The sequence below is a fragment of the Rhizobium sp. NXC14 genome, assembly GCF_002117485.1.
Classification (GTDB): Bacteria; Pseudomonadota; Alphaproteobacteria; order Rhizobiales; family Rhizobiaceae; genus Rhizobium.
In genome coordinates this window covers 2,443,610-2,459,384 of record NZ_CP021030.1, presented here as the reverse complement: position 1 = coordinate 2,459,384, position 15,775 = coordinate 2,443,610, and the positions used below count along the sequence as shown (strand labels likewise).

The following is a 15,775-nucleotide window of genomic DNA, read 5'->3' as shown; positions in this document are numbered from 1 at the left end:
GACGATGTGAGACGGGAGACGTGGCAAATGGCAGGCCAGCTGGCAGCATTGAAAATCGTATTCGAGGCGCCTGATAATGGACAAGGGCCGTGTCCCTCGAAGGTACGGCCGATCGATCTCGTCCATCTCGCGAAACAGACAATGGGCGACAAGTCTCTGGAAATCGAAGTCCTTCAGATGTTTGCGCGCCAAGCGCGGGCGTGCCTCCAGGATATGGCAAGCGGCGAAACCGTGCGTGTCGGCGCGGCTGCGCACCGGCTGAAAGGTGCGGCGAGTTCGGTCGGCGCATTCCGCGTTTCGCAGACGGCTGAGGTCGTCGAGGAAACCGGCGGCGATGCCGGCGCAATGGCGGCGCTCGGCGCTGCCGTCCTCGACGCCGAGAATTTCATTCTCAAGCTCTGCCGCGGCTGACCTCCAACTCTCCTTTCGTTGATCGAACGGGGCCCGTTGTTTCATTGCGGAACCACGGGTCTTTTTGCGACGTCCCAGATGACGCTTTGAAGACGGCGGTCGAAGGCCCGATCTGCGAGGTTAGGGCGGATTTCCGAATGTTGACTGACGCGTCGATTTGTCGGAAGAAACTCCGCCCACCCATTTGAAGACCGGAAATAGTCCTGATGCCCAAACTTACCATCGTCGCCTTCGACGGTACGCGCTTCGACCTCGACGTCGACCAAGGCTCCACCGTGATGGAGAATGCCGTGCGCAACTCGGTGCCCGGCATCGAGGCAGAGTGCGGCGGTGCTTGCGCCTGCGCCACCTGTCACGTTTATGTCGACGAGGAATGGACGGAGAAGGTCGGCCAGCCGGAAGCGATGGAAGAGGATATGCTCGACTTCGCCTTCGATGTGCGCCCGACCTCGCGGCTCTCCTGCCAGATCCGGATGAAGGCGGCCTATGACGGGCTCGTCGTGCACGTGCCCGAACGCCAGGCCTGAGATATCGCTGCCAGCACATTGTCCCGAAAATCGGAGTCCGATTCTCGGAGGCGAATATCCGCCAATCATTACCACAAAAAAGACGCCTCGCGCGCTGGTGCGAGCGAGGCGAGGCGGGCGCATTACCAACGGATGAGGGAGGAACATCCGCGGCTTCGGAACGCGCCAGGAGAACCCAGCGAGGAAAGTCCAGATGCCGTAGCTGAACTTTCGAATGTGTTCATATTAACGCGTTCCGGTTGAGTCTGCCAGGATGAAAAATGACCATTAAAACGCTGGGGAAGGCGTAAGTTTCGCACAAGTTTCGTTGCGCAGCTAAGTTTTTCTGCTCGTCATCAGCTCGAAAAAGCCTTATTTTCCGCCGGCTCGACCGTTGATTCGATTTTTCAGCAATCTCAGCATGCGCTTCTTGAAGTTGACCGCCTCAACCCGATCGAATCGCGCCTGCAGCCGATCGTGCTCCTCTATGCCGCGAGTTGATTCGTTGGAGACGAGCTCCTGCATGGCCTCGCAGCTGCGCTGCTGCGGCAATGTGCGGATAGCGCGCTCCATGGCACGGGCCTGATCTCTGGCGATCTCGGCATGACGCTCCTCGTGGCGCTTGATATCGCTTGACAGTGCATCCCATATCATCGACAGCTCCTTGCTGGCGCCTCTGCGGCTGTTCCAGCGCGGCAGGATGATCTGGGTGTGAACCGTGACCTTGACATTGCCGACGCGGCATCGGCCGTCATCCTGGATATAGGTGGCCTCGCCGCCGAAGCGAATCTTGGTGGCGCCGGGATGGCGTGCCGACGAACCGCTCGCCGTCGGGCCGCGGCGGCTGAGTTCCCGGTCTAGCTCATCGGCGGTTTTGCCGCGGATGTCGAAATAGGAATAACTTTTCGATGCGATCACTTCAGCTGCCGTTGGACTGCTGAGGGAAAGAGCAATGGAAAAGGCGACAGGAAGGCACATATAACGCATTGCAAGCGGCATTCTGAACGCAACCCATGTTGAAATCGGCAGGAGCTTGGGGCATAGCCACCGTTAGCGCAATATCGGATGGCGGCTTTTTTCGTCATCAATAGGACAAGTCTGGTGACAGGGCTCGAAGGCAGTTTCTGGCGTGTCGGCCATGGCCGGGAAATTGAACTCGGCCGTCGTTCGGCGATCATGGCGATCATCAATGTGACGCCGGACTCCTTCTCCGACGGCGGACGTTTTGAAACCCTCGATGCCGCCGTCGAACACGCATTGCAGGCGGTCAGCGACGGTGCTGCGATCGTCGATATCGGTGGCGAATCGACTCGGCCGGGTGCGGCGTCGGTCAGCCCTTCGGAAGAGCAGGCGCGGGTGTTGCCCGTGATCGAGACGCTGCGCGGTCGTACCGAGGCGCTGATCTCGATCGATACGTACCGTGCCGAGACGGCGCGGCTGGCGGTCGGCGCCGGCGCCCATATTGTCAACGACGTCTTCGGACTACAGAAAGATGCAGGTATCGCGGATGTGGCCGCGGCCACCGGGGCGGGGCTCTGCATCATGCATACCGGCCGCGACAGGGTCAAACTTGCCGATGTGATTGCCGACCAGACGTATTTCCTCGAACGGTCGCTGGCGATCGCCGCCGCGGCCGGAGTTACCAGCGACCGGATCGTGCTCGATCCGGGATTCGGCTTCGCCAAGGAGACGGCCGAGGAAAACCTGGAGCTGATGGCGCGGTTTTCCGAACTGTCGCGCTTCGGTCTGCCGCTGCTTGCCGGCACGTCACGCAAGCGCTTCCTCGGCGCGGTGACGGGGCGCGAGGCGCCGGAGAGGGATGCAGCGACGGCCGCATCAAGCGCGCTGCTCAGGCTTCAAGGGGCTGCGGTTTTCCGGGTGCACAATGTCGCAATCAACAGGGATGCGCTTGCTATCGCCGATGCTATGCTCAATGCGCGCCAGGGATTCGAGAGGAAGCGGCCGACATGACCACCTACACGATCACGCTGCAGAACTGCGCCTTCTTCGCGCGCCACGGCGTGCATGACGAGGAGGAATTCCTCGGTCAGCGCTTCTTCGTCGATGCCGAGCTCGACGTCGTCGCGGGCGAGGCGCTGGAAAGCGATTCGATCAATGACACCGTCAATTACGGCATTGCCTTTACGGTGATCGAGGAGATCGTCACCGGCAAGCGACGCTATCTCATCGAAGCCCTGGCGCTCGATATTGCCAAGGGCCTCTGTCAGACGTTCCCGCAGGTGCGGCGGGCGAAGATCACAGTGCGCAAGCCCAATGCGCCGGTGCCCGGGGTGCTCGATTTCGTGCAGGTGAGTGTTGAGCATTTTGCCTGAGGCCGCATCGCAATCGGCCACACTCGGCCTCGGCGGCAATATCGGCGATCCGGTAAAGGCGATGGCCACGGCGCTGCAGAGACTGGACGGGCGCGACGACTGTCGTGTCACCGCCGTGTCGCGGCTCTATCGCACGCCGCCGTGGGGTAAAACGGACCAATCGTTCTTCTTCAATGCCTGCGCTGCGGTCGAAACCCGGCTCCCTCCAGAGGCGTTGCTCGACGTTTGCCTGTCGATCGAGCGCGAGATGAAACGCGAGCGTTTCGAGCGCTGGGGACCGCGTACGCTCGATATCGACGTGCTGACCTATGGCAATGTCGTCCAGCAGGCGCCGCGGCTGGAGTTGCCGCATCCCCGTATGACCGGCCGCGGTTTCGTCCTGATGCCGCTTGCTGATATCGCCCCAGGCCTTCTCGTCAGGGGCCGGCCGGTCAGCGATTGGCTGCTCGAGGCCGACGTGACCGGCATCGAGGTCGCCGATGACAGCGGCCACTGGTGGCGGAGCGCCTGAAGCACGGATCCTAAAACGCGAAACGGCGGGGAAACCCACCGCTTCAGGAAAATCCGTCATGCAATCCGTCTACTGGATGGAGCCGACGGCCATTTCGTCGACCTGACGAGTCAATGTCAGGCCGATAACCGGGATCATCTGGCTTTCGACCTTGACCGACACGGTGACGTTCATCGTCTTGTCGTCACGCACGCGGGCGATCATTGCGCCGTTCAGTTTGGCGCGGTTGATGCCAACCACGACGGTGTCCTCGGTAACGGCGCCGGAGACAACGTCAAGACCCTTTCCGGCGGCACCGTCGAGGAATTTGCCCTTGTAGGTGGAGCCCGACTGCGAGATGACGGCGCTCATCGGCTGCTTGAAGACGCCGACGCGGCAGGTGCCGTCGAGCTTGATGCCGGCAGTGCCGTCGCCGGTGGGTTCACCGGTCAGATTGCAGGTGAATTTCGTGCCCTTGTACTTGCCGGCGACGATCTCGCCGGGGCCCTTCCACGAGCCGGTGACGGATTCGAAGAAGGCCTTGTCGCGGGTTGCGGCCGTGGCTGCCGGAGCGACGTCTGCGACAGGAGACAATGCCGCGGCGGCGAGGCCGCATAAGAAGAGAAACTGGCGCGAATACATGGATTTTCCTTGGCAAACACCACTCACGAACTGGTGCCAAGTTTTGCCGAAGAATGGTTAATCCTTCCTTTCGATTGTGCCGAAATGCGAGGGATTGGATTTCTGTCATGCCCCGCGGATTTTAGGATCCGGCGGCTACAGTGTTGAATCTCCTTAACTTCGCCAACTTCACCCAAGGGAAGGCGAGAGCTGCGGAATCGCCTCGTCAGTTAAGAATTGTTGCCGCGCGGCGACATTGAAGGTGTGAGATCGCCGATAAAATCGCCGATTCCCGGCCGCTTTACCGCGCGAAAGGCAAGTGGACGACAAAGATCCATCGCCGCGATTCCGATGCGAGCAGTCATCAGACCGTTGATCACGCCCTCGCCGAGTCGGGCCGATAGCTTTGAGGCCAGCCCGTGGCCGAGCACCTGCTGGACGAGACTGTCGCCGACAGCGATCGAGCCGGTGACGGCGAGGTGGGCCAGCACGTCACGCAGGAGGCGGAACATGCCGAGCGTGCCGGGGCGGCCTCCGTAGAGCTCGGCCATGGCGCGGATGAGGCGGACGGACTCGTAGAGCACATAAAGCAGATCGACGATCGCGCGGGGGCTGACGGCGGTGACGATCGAGACGCGCTTGGAGGCGTTGACGATGAGCGCCCGCGCTTTGCGATCGAGGGGAAAGAGCAGTTCTCGTTCGGCCAGGGCGATCAGATGCGGGGGGTCGATGACCTCACCCTCGGTCGCCTTCAGCGTCGCGCGGCCCTTCGATGTCTCGGGATTGGCCGCAAGAAGCGTAGTGAGGCGCGCAACGACGGCGCGCGCTTTCGCCGGCCGTGTTTCGAGGATCGCTGCCTCTGCTTCCGCCTTGATCGCCTGAACAGCGGCAAGGCGCATCATGCCCGCGGTCTCGCGGATGACAAGGGCAAGCACGGCGAGGACGCCGATCGCCAGCACGCCAAGAGCTGCATAACCCAGCCAGTCGGCACGGGTGAAGAGATCGCGGATCAGCCGGTCGGTCCAGAGGCCGATGCCGAGCGACAGCAGGATCCCGAAGGCGCCTAGTGCGATCTTGCCGAAGGAGGAGCGCCGCTTGCGCGGTGTTGCCACTGGCACTGCGCTCGCATCCCTGTCCGGATTGATGAAGGGATCCTCCTCGTCGGGCGTCAAGACGATGTCGTCCGAGAAGCTTTCCGGTCTGCGCCGGCCTTGCTGTTGCCGACCATTGTCGCGCGGTACGGCAGCCTCATCCTCATAGGCGAAGGCGGCGGGTGGGCGGTGCGGCAAATCGGAGGGGGGCTTACTCATGCGAGACGGTCTCCGAACAGGAACTGCATGGCGCGGTCAAGGCGGATATGCGGCACCGAGAGCTTGATGCCGCCGCCGGTCTCCTCGAGATGGGGTGGGCGGAATCTGACGACGTTAACGTCGGGCAGGATATCGGCGGTCTCGCCGGAAGCGATGCGGTCGAACAGGCTTTCCGGATCCCGCGGCAGGTCTCCGGGGAAGATCGCGGTCTTTCTCTGGCCGTCGAATCGTTCGCCGGCAATGGTTTCGCCCTCCATCGGCGTGCCGACGATGACAGGCAGTTCATGGCCGTCGCGTTTGACCGATGCCTCGCGCGTGGCGCGTACGGAGGCGAGTGCCATCACGTCGATGCCGGCTCCGGCCATGCCGATGCGGGCGATGGCGCGATCGACGAGGCGGCGGGTCAGCGCATCGAGCCGATCATGGCTCTCATGATGGAGATGGTCGGCCTTGGTTGCGGCGACCAGCACACGGTCGATGCGGCGCCCCAGCAGCGACGAGAGCAGCGAATTGGTGCCCGGGCGGAAGCAGGCGAGCACGTCGGTCAGCGCGCGCTCCAGATCCTGAACGGCTTCGGGGCCGCGGTTCATGGCCTGCAGCGCGTCGACCAGCACGATCTGGCGATCGAGCCGGGCGAAATGCTCGCGGAAAAATGGTTTGACGACGACGGATTTATAGGCCTCGTAACGCCGCTCCATCATCGTCCAGAGCGAGCCGCGATCGGGACGTGTGCTCGGCGGCAGGACGAGCGGGGCGAAAGTCAGCGCCGGCGAACCGTCGAGATCGCCAGGTAGAAGCAGCCGCCCGGGCGGCAAGGTGGATAGCGAGCGCTCGTCGGCCTTGCAGGCCTTGAGGTAATCCGCAAAGGCGGTGGCAAGCGCGCGGGCAGCCATCTCGTCGGCGCCGGCATTTATGTCGGCGGCACGGGTCAGCGCCAACCATTGCCGCGACAGTTCGGAGCGCACGCCGATTTGCGCAAGCGCGATCGTTTCCTCGCTGAAGGTGCGGTAATCCTTGCCGAGCAGCGGCAGGTCGAGCAGCCATTCCCCTGGATAATCGACGATATCGATTGACAGCCGGCCGGGCGAGAACAGGCGGTTCCAGCCGCTGGCGCTCTGATAATCGAGCGTGATGCGCAGTTCGGAAATGGCGCGAGTGGAATCCGGCCAGACGCGATCCTTCACCAGCGCCCGGATATGATCCTCATATTGGAAACGGGGCACAGCGTCATCCGGCTGCGGCTCCAGCCGCACGGCTGAAACGCGCCCCGACTGCACCGGCTCGAACAGCGGCAGCCGGCCACCATGCAGGAGATTGTGAACAAGCGAGGAGATGAAGACCGTCTTGCCGGAACGGGAGAGGCCGGTGACGCCGAGCCGCACGGTCGGATTGACGAGGCCGCTTGCCCTGTCGGCGAGATTATCAAACGCGATGCGGGCGTCGTCGGCGAGGGATGTCAGGCGTGGCGGCAAGGCGCAATTCCGGTTGATGACTGCCGGCAATATAGGAAGACTGCGTCGCCCGAAAAAGAAGCGCAGCGAAAGACTTCAGACGACGAGGAAATCGATAAGGCGCCAGCCGCTGGCGGAAGCGTCAAAATCGACAACGGCGAGGCCCGCCGTCGGAAAGCCGGCGGGAAGTGCGTTCACCATAGCCTCGTGGCCGATCAGCGCCTCAAGCGCCTGCTCGATCGTCGGGTTGTGGCCGATCAGCATGACGGCGGCCTTATCCTGCGCATCGACGATCTCGACATACGTATCGACCGTCGCGTTGTAGAGCGCGTCGATGTAATTCACATCCAGTGCCACACCCATCGCCCGATGGACGGCATCGGCGGTGTCGCGGCAGCGCAGCGCCGTCGAACTGATCAGAAGATCGGGACGGTAGCCCTTGTCGGCGGCTTTGTCGGCGATAACCTCGGCATCGCCGTAACCTTTTTCGTTGAGCGGCCGGTCGAAATCGCGCTGTCCGGGTTCTGCCCAGGCGGCCTCGGCATGACGCAGGAGATAGATGCGATTGGGCGGAGGCAGCGGTACGGTCATGGGCAAATCCAGGGTCGGCGGGTCTTTTCAGTAGCGGTTGCGATCCTCCGCCGTCAACCGCCAGCCATGCCGCAACGGCCCAAAACGTGGCCGAAAACACGGCGTTTTGAAGACGAGACGAAAATTGCGGCCGCGAATAAGCATGAGAAAATAGTCCGTTAGCCGAAAATTGTAACAGATTTAAAAATCTGTTTAGCTGTCGTATTTGGCTTGAATCGCGGCTAGCGCTTGGGATATACACCCCGCCAGATGAGATGTTCTTCAGGAGAATCGCGTTGAGTGAGAAGATCGATCTTAGCAATTACGTTCCCTCGGAAGAGGAAGAATTCATGAACGTAAACCAGCGTGCCTACTTCAGGGCAAAGCTGGTCGCCTGGAAAAACGATATCCTTAGAGAAGCGCGCGAAACACTCGACCATCTGGCCGAGGAAAGCGCAAACCATCCCGATCTCGCCGACAGGGCGTCGTCGGAAACCGACCGGGCGATTGAACTTCGCGCCCGCGACCGGCAGAGAAAATTGATCTCCAAGATCGACGCGGCGCTGCAGCGCATCGAGGACGGCACCTACGGCTATTGCGAGGAAACCGGCGAACCGATCGGTCTCAAGCGTCTCGACGCCCGCCCGATCGCGACGCTGTCGATCGAGGCGCAGGAGCGCCACGAACGTCGCGAAAAGGTCTACCGCGACGAATGACAATCCCCATGCAGAGATGAGACAAATTCAGCGCCGCGATCCGATCGTGGCGCTTTTTGTTGAGCCATCTCCCGGCGTGTCGAAGAGGAGGTTACGGGAAAGAGTCGGTCGCCAGAGCTTTCCAGATTGGTTCCCGCTCCGCCTGCGTGGGGAGATCGATTGTGACGAGGGTGCCATTCATGATCCGCCGTCGCATCATGTCGGCCCGGTCGGGCTCTGTTCGACAGAGGCCCCGATCGTGAAGAGCCTGGAGGCGGGAGCGTGACATCTGCAACTCGCCGGCCAGCAGGCGATCCAGGCGTATGCTCGTTGGAAACGGAGCCGCCAGTTCGATTTCCAGGCTCGTCCAGCCTCGGGTCTCGTGCCGGATCTCCTTGGCGATGTCGAATTCGGCGAACTCGTCCACACGCTGTGACTTGCGCCGCAGCGCATCAAGATTGAAGGTTTCCGCCCGAATCCAGTCCGGGTCGTTGGACTGCAGCGCGTCGAGAATCATCGGATCGACGTCTCGAATATTCCGGCGTTCGAAGATCGGGCGGTTCCATGTCCTTTCGCAGATCAGGCATTTGTAAATCAGCCAGGCGTCAAGCTTGCGACCGTTGGCATTGAGCCGGACCTTGCCGCTGGATCGGAAAGCTCTGAGGCCCCCGCATCCACCGCAGGCAATCCATGGCTGGGGCGCCGTTTTGGGAGTGATGGTCCATCGGACCCGAAGTGTCTTGCACATATCGTCTTGGTCTTCCGTTCGGAAGTCCATCAAGATGGTGCATGAGAAAACCCTTGCGGGCGCGGTATGGCGATGTTGTGGGCGGCTGAAGAGCTGAGACAGCGGAGCTGCACATGGCACATTGTAACAATGCCAAACCGGTCTCTCGCCACCACCCGATGAACATGTTCGCAAGCCGCCAGCGCGTCGCTTGCGGCTACACGGGTGAAACTGGGGTGAGACCGGTATTTACTTAGGCAAAGTCTACCTCGGATGCGCCAATGCTCTTCAACCTGATCGATAGCAAATGATCGGCGTGATAGGGAGTCCCCAAGGTGTTGGCGAGGTGAAAGTCGCAGCATTGCGGCTTTTATGCAACTTAATGACGAAGCTAACGGATGACAACCGAGATGTAAGCGTTTGTCTTACTTGTCGCGGTTGACGCTCATTTCGCCGAAGATGCGGGCGACTTCTTTCTGCAGGTCGGTGTCGGCACCGGTGATGGGGGCAAGCTCGGGATCACGGCGCGGCTGGTTGGCCGCCTGAGGTGCGGCCTGGCGAGGGGCCTGATTTGCCGGAGCCGGCACGATCCGCTCGGCCGTCAGATTGTTCGACATTTCCTCTTCCAGCACACGTTGGAAATCACGGCGGATCGCCGCTGCCGATTGCGCGGCCGCATCATCCTCGGCCGTAGCGGCAGCGGCGCGCGGCGCCGGCATATCCGGGGCGGAGACCTCGGGCTCGATGCGCTGCTGCGGCAGCACGCGCTGGCGGGCGGCATCCAGGATTTCGGCGGCGCTTGCGGTATCCCGGAACGATGCCGGTTGCGCGCTGGCGGGAGCAGAGGGGCGCTCCGGGGTGCGCGGCTGGTGCGGGGCAGCGCGCAGGGGTTGGTCGCGTTCGGCCGATAGAGGTGCCGTCACCGGTTCTGGCGGAAGAGGGCTGGTGGCCACCGGCGGCGGCATGGTGGGCGGGGCCGATGGTTCGGGGCGCGGCCGCGGCTCCGACGCGGGCGCAGCGAAGGAGGGCTCGGCGCCGGGGGTGACCGGCGCACGGGCGGCGGAAACAGGCGGTGTTTCCGGCCGCGGGACTGCGGTCGGCCGCTCGGCAACAGGCTCCGGGCGTGAGAGGCTTTCCGGCTGTTCGGACTTCTCCGGCAGGATGCGGCTTTCAATGACGATATCAGTCGGGCCACCGATCATGATAAGATGCTCGACATCATCTCGGCGCACCAGCACCAGCCGGCGGCGGGCGTCGACGGCTGCCGCATCCAGCACCTGCAGGCGGGGCTGACGGTTGCGGCCGCCGCGTACGAAGGGCGAAGGGGCGCGACCTCGCATCAGCCAGAGTGCGAGAATGAGCAGGAGGAGCGCCAGGCCGACGCCACCGGCCGCAAGCAGGAAACGGCTGCCATAGGCTGCGACAAGATCATCGAACATGGTCACTCACTCCATTTCACATTCGGCACATATTGACGACTTTTCCGTTCCTTAGGCAAGGGCAGCCGGTCCTGTCCAGCCATGCACGAACGCGATTTCGTGTTATGCCGAATTGCAGCTGCCGGCTTCGCGAGGGCCGCTGCCGCAGGTATCCGGCGCAGATGGCGCTCTTGCCTGTGAATTCAAGCGGTCTTGCCGGCGACCGGTGTTTTTGCCGGCGTGGCAAATTGCTAAGAAGGAAAGAGCGCCTGATTCCCGCTTCTTGTTCGTGCTACGAGGTGGGAGGGGCTTATGCGAGGAATATATGACGAAACCGCGTCAGGTCGACGACTATAACGCACCGCTTGTGGATCGTGGGGGGCGTTCTGGCACGGTTTTGCGCATTCTTCTCCTGGCGCTGGTGCTGATCGCGGCCGCAGGGGCTTTTGTAGTCTTCAAGCGATCGCTCGACAACGAGATGGTGCTCGGCGGTCTCGGCGTTCTCGCCATGGTCGGCATCTTCTTCCTGGTATCTTCCGTTATCGGCTTCATCGAGGTGATGCCGCAGCGCCAGTCCGACAGCTTGGCGCGCGCCTTCCTCAACGGCCACCCGGACGGCACGCTGATCACCGACGAAAAGGGCCGGATCATCTATGCCAACGCGGCCTATGGCGCGCTCACCGGCGCGCGCAAGGCAACAGAAGTGCAGACGCTGGAAACGCTGCTGTCGCGGCACCGCGAATCCAACGAGGCGCTCTACCGGCTGGTCAACGGTCTGCGCGAGGGCAAGGAGGGCCGGGAGGAATTCCGCCTGCTGCGCGCCGTCGGGCCCGGCAGCAACAGCTCGGGCGCGCATTGGTACCGGCTGAAGGTGCGGCTGCTGCAGCCGGAGGATGATGGCGGCAAGCCGCTGCAGATCTGGCAGATCACTGACATTACCGCCGAACGCGACGATCAGGAGCGCTTCTTCAAGGAGCTGCAGAATGCGATCGACTATCTCGACCACGCGCCGGCCGGCTTCTTCTCCGCCGGCAGGAAGGGCGAGATCTTCTACCTGAACGCGACGCTTGCGGAGTGGCTGGGCCTCGACCTGACCAAGTTCCTGCCGGGGTCGATGTCGGTCGGCGACCTGGTGGCAGGCGAGGGGCTGGCGTTGATCCAGTCGGTGCAGGCCGAGCCCGGTCTGAAGAAGACCGTGACGCTGGATCTCGATCTGCGCAAGACCAATGGCCAGAGCCTGCCGGTGCAGATCATCCATAGCGTCACCTCAATGCGCGACGGGGCGCCCGGTGAAAGCCGGACGATCGTGCTGGCGCGCGAAAAGAGCAGCGAGAGCGGCCAGTCGGCTTCGGCGGCCGCCATGCGCTTTACCCGCTTTTTCAACAATACACCGATGGCAATCGCCTCGGTCGACGGCGACGGACGCATCCTGCGCACCAACGCGCCGTTCCTCAAGCTGTTCTCCGGCATCGTCTCGCGCGACGACCTGGAAAAGGCGCCATATCTGGAAACGATCGTGCAGGAGAGCGATCGGCCGCAACTAGCCGCGGCGCTGACGGCCGCCAAGGACCGGCAGAGCGACATCCCGCCGCTCGACACCCGCACGCCGACAGACGAGGCGCGCTATTTCCGCTTTTATGTCAACGCCGTTATCGACCAGAGCGACGAGGCGCCGGAAGAGGCGGCGATCGTCTATGCCGTCGAGGTGACCGAGCAGAAGGCGCTGGAAGCGCAGATGGCGCAGACGCAGAAGATGAACGCTGTCGGAACGCTGGCCGGCGGTATCGCGCATGATTTCAACAACGTCCTGACGGCGATCCTGCTTTCTTCCGATCACCTGCTGCTGCAGGCGCGTCCTTCCGATGCAAGCTTCGCCGATCTGATGGAGATCAAGCGTAACGCCAACCGCGCCGCGGTGCTGGTGCGCCAGTTGCTCGCCTTCTCACGCAAGCAGACAATGCGGCCTTCGGTGCTGAACCTCACCGATGTCGTCGGCGACCTGCGCATGCTGGTCGACCGGCTGCTCTCCGGCACCAATGTCAAGCTCGATGTGCAATATGGCCGCGATCTCTGGCCCGTCAAAACCGACCTTTCGCAATTCGAGCAGGTGCTCATCAATCTCTGCGTCAATGCGCGCGACGCCATGCCTGACGGCGGCACGCTGACGCTGCGCACCCGCAATTTGACCGCAGCCGAGGTCGCGGCCTTCAATTACTCCTACATGCCGGCCGAGGACATGGTGCTGGTCGAAGTCGCAGATACTGGTACAGGCATCGCGCCGGAGATCATGGACAAGATTTTCGAGCCCTTCTTCACCACCAAGGATGTCGGCAAGGGCACCGGGCTTGGTCTCGCCATGGTCTACGGCATCGTCAAGCAATCGGGCGGCTACATCCAGCCGGAATCCGAAGTCGGCAAAGGCACGACCTTCCGGGTCTTCCTGCCGCGCCACATCCCAGAACCGGCGATTGCCGCGGAGCCGGGTTCGATCGACAACGCCATCAATGAAGTCCCAGCCGCGCCGGCGGTGGCCGCGCAGCAGCCGGAGGACCTGACCGGCTCGGCCGTCGTCCTTCTCGTCGAAGACGAGGAAGCGGTGCGCCGCGGCGGCAAGCGCATGCTGGAAACGCGCGGCTACACCGTGCATGAGGCTGGCTCGGGCGTCGAGGCGCTGAGCATCATGGAGGAGCTCGAGGGCAAGGTCGACATCGTCGTTTCCGACGTGGTGATGCCTGAAATGGACGGCCCGACGCTGCTGCGCGAGTTGCGTAAGAACTATCCCGACCTGAAATTCATCTTCGTTTCCGGCTATGCCGAGGACGCCTTCGCCCGCAATCTGCCGCCGGATGCGAAATTCGGATTTTTGCCGAAACCGTTCTCGCTGAAGCAGCTTGCCGTGGTGGTGAAGGACACGTTGGATAGCTGATTACGGCTTGATGGTTTGCGGAGAGGCACACTGTGTGGCACCCCCCTCTGCCCTGTCGGGCATCTCCCCCACAGGTGGGGAGATCGGCTGGGCGCGATGGATTCCTCAAACAACTGCCGTATGATTGTTCCGCTACTGTAGCGAGGGAACGATGGGCCGGCCTCTTGCCGATCTCCACCCAGTGGGGGAGATGTCCGGCAGGACAGAGGGGGTGCCACACGGCCAACCCTCTCTGAAAATCCCTAAGCCGATAAAATCGAACCCACCAATTACTCACCCAACGCCACGGCAATCTCTGCCGCAAGCCGCGCATTGTTTTCCACCAGCGCGATATTCGTCTTCAGGCTCTGCCCGTCCGTCAGGTCGAAAATGGTCGAGAGCAGATAGGGCGTCACCGCCTTGCCGGTGATTTCGTCGCGTTCGGCACTATCAAGCGCCCGCTCGATATAGATCTCCATCTCCTCACGCGCGATTTCGTCGGCTTCCGGCACCGGATTGGCGACGAGCATGCCACCGTCGATGCCGAGCTGTTCGCGCACCGTCTGGAAATTGGCGATGGCCGCCGGGCTGTTCAGCGAGAGCGGGCTGCGGATACCTGATGAACGCGACCAGAAGGCGGGGAATTCTTCGCTCTCATAGGTGACGACAGGTACGCCGCGGGTCTCCAGCACTTCAAGCGTCTTTGGAATGTCAAGGATCGCCTTGGCGCCGGCGCAGACGACGATAACGCCGGTGCGCGCCAATTCCTCAAGATCGGCTGATATATCGAAGCTTTCCTCAGCGCCGCGATGCACGCCGCCGATGCCGCCTGTGGCAAAGACACGAATGCCGGCGCGGGCCGCCGCGATCATCGTCGCAGCAACCGTCGTTGCGCCGGTGCGCCGTTCGGCGATCGCGAAGGCGAGATCGGCGCGTGACACCTTCATGACCTCCTTTGCCTTGGCAAGCTGCTCCAGTTGCGCAGCTTCAAGGCCGATATGAAGGGTGCCGTGGATGACCGCGATCGTCGCCGGCACCGCGCCCTGTTCGCGAATGATCGTCTCGACGCTGCGCGCCATTTCGATATTGCCGGGATAGGGCATGCCATGGGTGATGATGGTCGATTCCAGCGCCACCAGTGGTGCGCCGCGCTGCTTGGCGCTGGCGACCTCCTTCGAATAGGCGATCGGCAGAAGAGGGGAGATGGGCTTGGTCATGGTCTTGTCCTGTGATCGGCAGAGCATGATACCAAAAGCGTGGGCGGCTTTCGAAACGGCATCTTGCTCAACTCTTTAATTCAGCCGCTTCAATGCAGAATTCTGACCTTGGGAACAAGGGCAAGCGCCTCATTCAAGAGATTCGGAGTCAGATTTTCGTTGACGGCGTGCCGTGACTGCACCGTGAGCGCTGCCGCCGCCGCGCCGTAGCGAACGGCCTCCTCAAGCGGCAGGCCTGATATCAAGGCGGCGAGCGTGCCGGCGGCAAGGGAATCGCCGGCGCCGGTAACATCGGCGACGGTTTCGGCGATTGGCGGCTGCAGCGCCACGGCGCGGTCTTTGCAAATCGCAACGAGCTCGCGCCGTCCGCGGGTGACGACGGCGTTTCTGATGCCGATCTCATTCAGGAGCGGCGGCCAACCGCCCGAATCCTCCGGCTGCAAGCCGATAACGGCAGTGGCTTCGGCCTCGTTCAGGAACAGATAGTCGATATCCCTAATACAGGGTTTCAGCCGGACCACCTTGGCCGGCGAGATGGCGATGGCCGCAACGGGTTTGGCCAGGGAGTTCGCCTTGGCGACGATCGCCGCGATTGTCTCTTCCGGCAGATTGGCGTCGACGAGAATGAGATCATGCGTGGCGAAGGCCTCGCGCACCCAGCGGATGGACAGGCGCCGCGGCACGAAGAAACGGTAGAGATCCATATCGGCGAGGGCGATCACGAGGTCGCCGTTCTTCTCGATGATCGCCGTATAGCTCGGTGTCTTGCGGTCGAGGAAGACGAAAGGCCGGTCGTCGATTCCGGCGAAATCAGCAGCTTCGCCGACCAATTCGCCGAAGGGATCGCCGCCGCGCGGCGAGATCATCGTCACGTGAAAGCCCAATCTTGCAAGGTTACGCGCCGCATTGAAACCGCCGCCGCCCGGCTCCTCGAACCAGGTGCCGGGATTGCTGGCGCCTGGCGCCGTTTCGCCGGAGATGCGGCCACGCCTGTCGATATGGGCACCGCCGAGAACGAGAATCTTTTTCATCAACTTACCCGGGATCATAAAGTGCGAAGGGCGAATCGATGGTCATTGCCCGGCCGCGGCAAAGCTTGCGCAGAGGGTCTAAGCCGTTGC

General features: G+C 62.3%; 16 protein-coding genes. 7 read left to right on the top strand and 9 right to left on the bottom strand.

Annotated elements, in window-relative coordinates:
• Positions 1-27: 27 nt before the first annotated feature.
• Both NXC14_RS12180 and NXC14_RS12175 read left to right on the top strand, forming a co-directional pair.
• Positions 28-411 (top strand): Hpt domain-containing protein, encoded by a 384-nt coding sequence (locus tag NXC14_RS12180; protein ID WP_085778354.1) that lies wholly within the window; start codon positions 28-30, stop codon positions 409-411.
• A gap of 206 nt (positions 412-617) precedes the next feature.
• A complete protein-coding gene (locus NXC14_RS12175; protein WP_011425597.1) occupies positions 618-938 on the top strand; it encodes a 2Fe-2S iron-sulfur cluster-binding protein in 321 nt (106 codons plus the stop codon).
• 351 nt (positions 939-1,289) lie between these two features.
• Here NXC14_RS12175 and NXC14_RS12170 read toward each other — a convergent pair whose 3' ends face one another.
• Positions 1,290-1,916: a DUF922 domain-containing protein gene (locus tag NXC14_RS12170; RefSeq protein ID WP_085778353.1), complete on the bottom strand. Its 627-nt coding sequence runs from the start codon at positions 1,914-1,916 to the stop codon at positions 1,290-1,292.
• Between the two features lie 102 nt (positions 1,917-2,018).
• Between NXC14_RS12170 and folP the strand changes: the two genes are divergently transcribed.
• Genes folP through folK form a run of 3 tightly spaced genes read left to right on the top strand, consistent with a single transcriptional unit; the run spans position 2,019 to position 3,761 of the window.
• Positions 2,019-2,888 (top strand): dihydropteroate synthase, encoded by an 870-nt coding sequence (folP, locus tag NXC14_RS12165; RefSeq protein WP_085780086.1) that lies wholly within the window; start codon positions 2,019-2,021, stop codon positions 2,886-2,888.
• A complete protein-coding gene (gene folB / locus NXC14_RS12160) occupies positions 2,885-3,250 on the top strand; it encodes a dihydroneopterin aldolase (protein WP_008525873.1) in 366 nt (121 codons plus the stop codon). The genes folP and folB overlap by 4 nt, the downstream gene beginning before the upstream one ends.
• Positions 3,243-3,761, top strand: a complete 519-nt coding sequence (gene folK, locus NXC14_RS12155) for a 2-amino-4-hydroxy-6-hydroxymethyldihydropteridine diphosphokinase (RefSeq protein WP_085778352.1) — start codon at positions 3,243-3,245, stop codon at positions 3,759-3,761. Before folB ends, folK begins: the two co-directional genes overlap by 8 nt.
• 69 nt (positions 3,762-3,830) lie before the next feature.
• On the opposite strand, the gene NXC14_RS12150 is transcribed toward folK, so the two are convergent.
• The 4 genes from NXC14_RS12150 to NXC14_RS12135 form a co-directional block, all read right to left on the bottom strand.
• The gene (locus tag NXC14_RS12150; protein ID WP_085778351.1) at positions 3,831-4,382 is read right to left on the bottom strand and encodes a hypothetical protein; all 552 of its coding nucleotides are present in this window, start codon (positions 4,380-4,382) and stop codon (positions 3,831-3,833) included.
• Between the two features lie 209 nt (positions 4,383-4,591).
• Positions 4,592-5,671, bottom strand: a complete 1,080-nt coding sequence (locus NXC14_RS12145) for a TIGR01620 family protein (RefSeq protein ID WP_085778350.1) — start codon at positions 5,669-5,671, stop codon at positions 4,592-4,594.
• Positions 5,668-7,143 (bottom strand): YcjX family protein, encoded by a 1,476-nt coding sequence (locus tag NXC14_RS12140; RefSeq protein ID WP_085778349.1) that lies wholly within the window; start codon positions 7,141-7,143, stop codon positions 5,668-5,670. The genes NXC14_RS12145 and NXC14_RS12140 overlap by 4 nt, the downstream gene beginning before the upstream one ends.
• A gap of 75 nt (positions 7,144-7,218) precedes the next feature.
• Positions 7,219-7,713: a histidine phosphatase family protein gene (locus tag NXC14_RS12135; RefSeq protein WP_085778348.1), complete on the bottom strand. Its 495-nt coding sequence runs from the start codon at positions 7,711-7,713 to the stop codon at positions 7,219-7,221.
• A 275-nt stretch (positions 7,714-7,988) separates the two neighbouring features.
• Between NXC14_RS12135 and dksA the strand changes: the two genes are divergently transcribed.
• On the top strand, positions 7,989-8,408 hold the full coding sequence (gene dksA, locus NXC14_RS12130) for an RNA polymerase-binding protein DksA (RefSeq protein ID WP_008525884.1): 420 nt from the start codon (positions 7,989-7,991) through the stop codon (positions 8,406-8,408).
• A gap of 91 nt (positions 8,409-8,499) precedes the next feature.
• Here dksA and NXC14_RS12125 read toward each other — a convergent pair whose 3' ends face one another.
• Together NXC14_RS12125 and NXC14_RS12120 are read right to left on the bottom strand one after the other, a co-directional pair.
• Positions 8,500-9,135, bottom strand: a complete 636-nt coding sequence (locus tag NXC14_RS12125; protein WP_085778347.1) for a DUF1062 domain-containing protein — start codon at positions 9,133-9,135, stop codon at positions 8,500-8,502.
• A gap of 404 nt (positions 9,136-9,539) precedes the next feature.
• Positions 9,540-10,553, bottom strand: coding sequence for a flagellar biosynthetic protein FliO (locus NXC14_RS12120; protein ID WP_245362093.1), 1,014 nt, complete (start codon positions 10,551-10,553; stop codon positions 9,540-9,542).
• A gap of 304 nt (positions 10,554-10,857) precedes the next feature.
• Between NXC14_RS12120 and NXC14_RS12115 the strand changes: the two genes are divergently transcribed.
• Complete coding sequence (locus NXC14_RS12115) at positions 10,858-13,458, top strand: PAS domain-containing sensor histidine kinase (protein ID WP_085778345.1); 2,601 nt, start codon at positions 10,858-10,860, stop codon at positions 13,456-13,458.
• 269 nt (positions 13,459-13,727) lie between these two features.
• Here NXC14_RS12115 and NXC14_RS12110 read toward each other — a convergent pair whose 3' ends face one another.
• Together NXC14_RS12110 and NXC14_RS12105 are read right to left on the bottom strand one after the other, a co-directional pair.
• On the bottom strand, positions 13,728-14,654 hold the full coding sequence (locus tag NXC14_RS12110) for a pseudouridine-5'-phosphate glycosidase (RefSeq protein ID WP_085780085.1): 927 nt from the start codon (positions 14,652-14,654) through the stop codon (positions 13,728-13,730).
• A gap of 89 nt (positions 14,655-14,743) precedes the next feature.
• The gene (locus tag NXC14_RS12105; RefSeq protein WP_085780084.1) at positions 14,744-15,688 is read right to left on the bottom strand and encodes a carbohydrate kinase family protein; all 945 of its coding nucleotides are present in this window, start codon (positions 15,686-15,688) and stop codon (positions 14,744-14,746) included.
• Positions 15,689-15,775: the final 87 nt, after the last annotated feature.

What these genes read in the sequence shown, in the direction of transcription:
- NXC14_RS12180 (WP_085778354.1), top strand. Translation starts at nt 28, where the DNA reads ATGGCAGGCCAGCTGGCAGCATTGAAAATCGTATTCGAGGCGCCTGAT.
- NXC14_RS12175 (WP_011425597.1), top strand. Translation starts at nt 618, where the DNA reads ATGCCCAAACTTACCATCGTCGCCTTCGACGGTACGCGCTTCGACCTC.
- NXC14_RS12170 (WP_085778353.1), bottom strand. Translation starts at nt 1,916, where the DNA reads ATGCCGCTTGCAATGCGTTATATGTGCCTTCCTGTCGCCTTTTCCATT.
- folB (WP_008525873.1), top strand. Translation starts at nt 2,885, where the DNA reads ATGACCACCTACACGATCACGCTGCAGAACTGCGCCTTCTTCGCGCGC.
- NXC14_RS12150 (WP_085778351.1), bottom strand. Translation starts at nt 4,382, where the DNA reads ATGTATTCGCGCCAGTTTCTCTTCTTATGCGGCCTCGCCGCCGCGGCA.
- NXC14_RS12145 (WP_085778350.1), bottom strand. Translation starts at nt 5,671, where the DNA reads ATGAGTAAGCCCCCCTCCGATTTGCCGCACCGCCCACCCGCCGCCTTC.
- NXC14_RS12135 (WP_085778348.1), bottom strand. Translation starts at nt 7,713, where the DNA reads ATGACCGTACCGCTGCCTCCGCCCAATCGCATCTATCTCCTGCGTCAT.
- NXC14_RS12125 (WP_085778347.1), bottom strand. Translation starts at nt 9,135, where the DNA reads ATGTGCAAGACACTTCGGGTCCGATGGACCATCACTCCCAAAACGGCG.
- NXC14_RS12120 (WP_245362093.1), bottom strand. Translation starts at nt 10,553, where the DNA reads ATGTTCGATGATCTTGTCGCAGCCTATGGCAGCCGTTTCCTGCTTGCG.
- NXC14_RS12115 (WP_085778345.1), top strand. Translation starts at nt 10,858, where the DNA reads ATGACGAAACCGCGTCAGGTCGACGACTATAACGCACCGCTTGTGGAT.
- NXC14_RS12110 (WP_085780085.1), bottom strand. Translation starts at nt 14,654, where the DNA reads ATGACCAAGCCCATCTCCCCTCTTCTGCCGATCGCCTATTCGAAGGAG.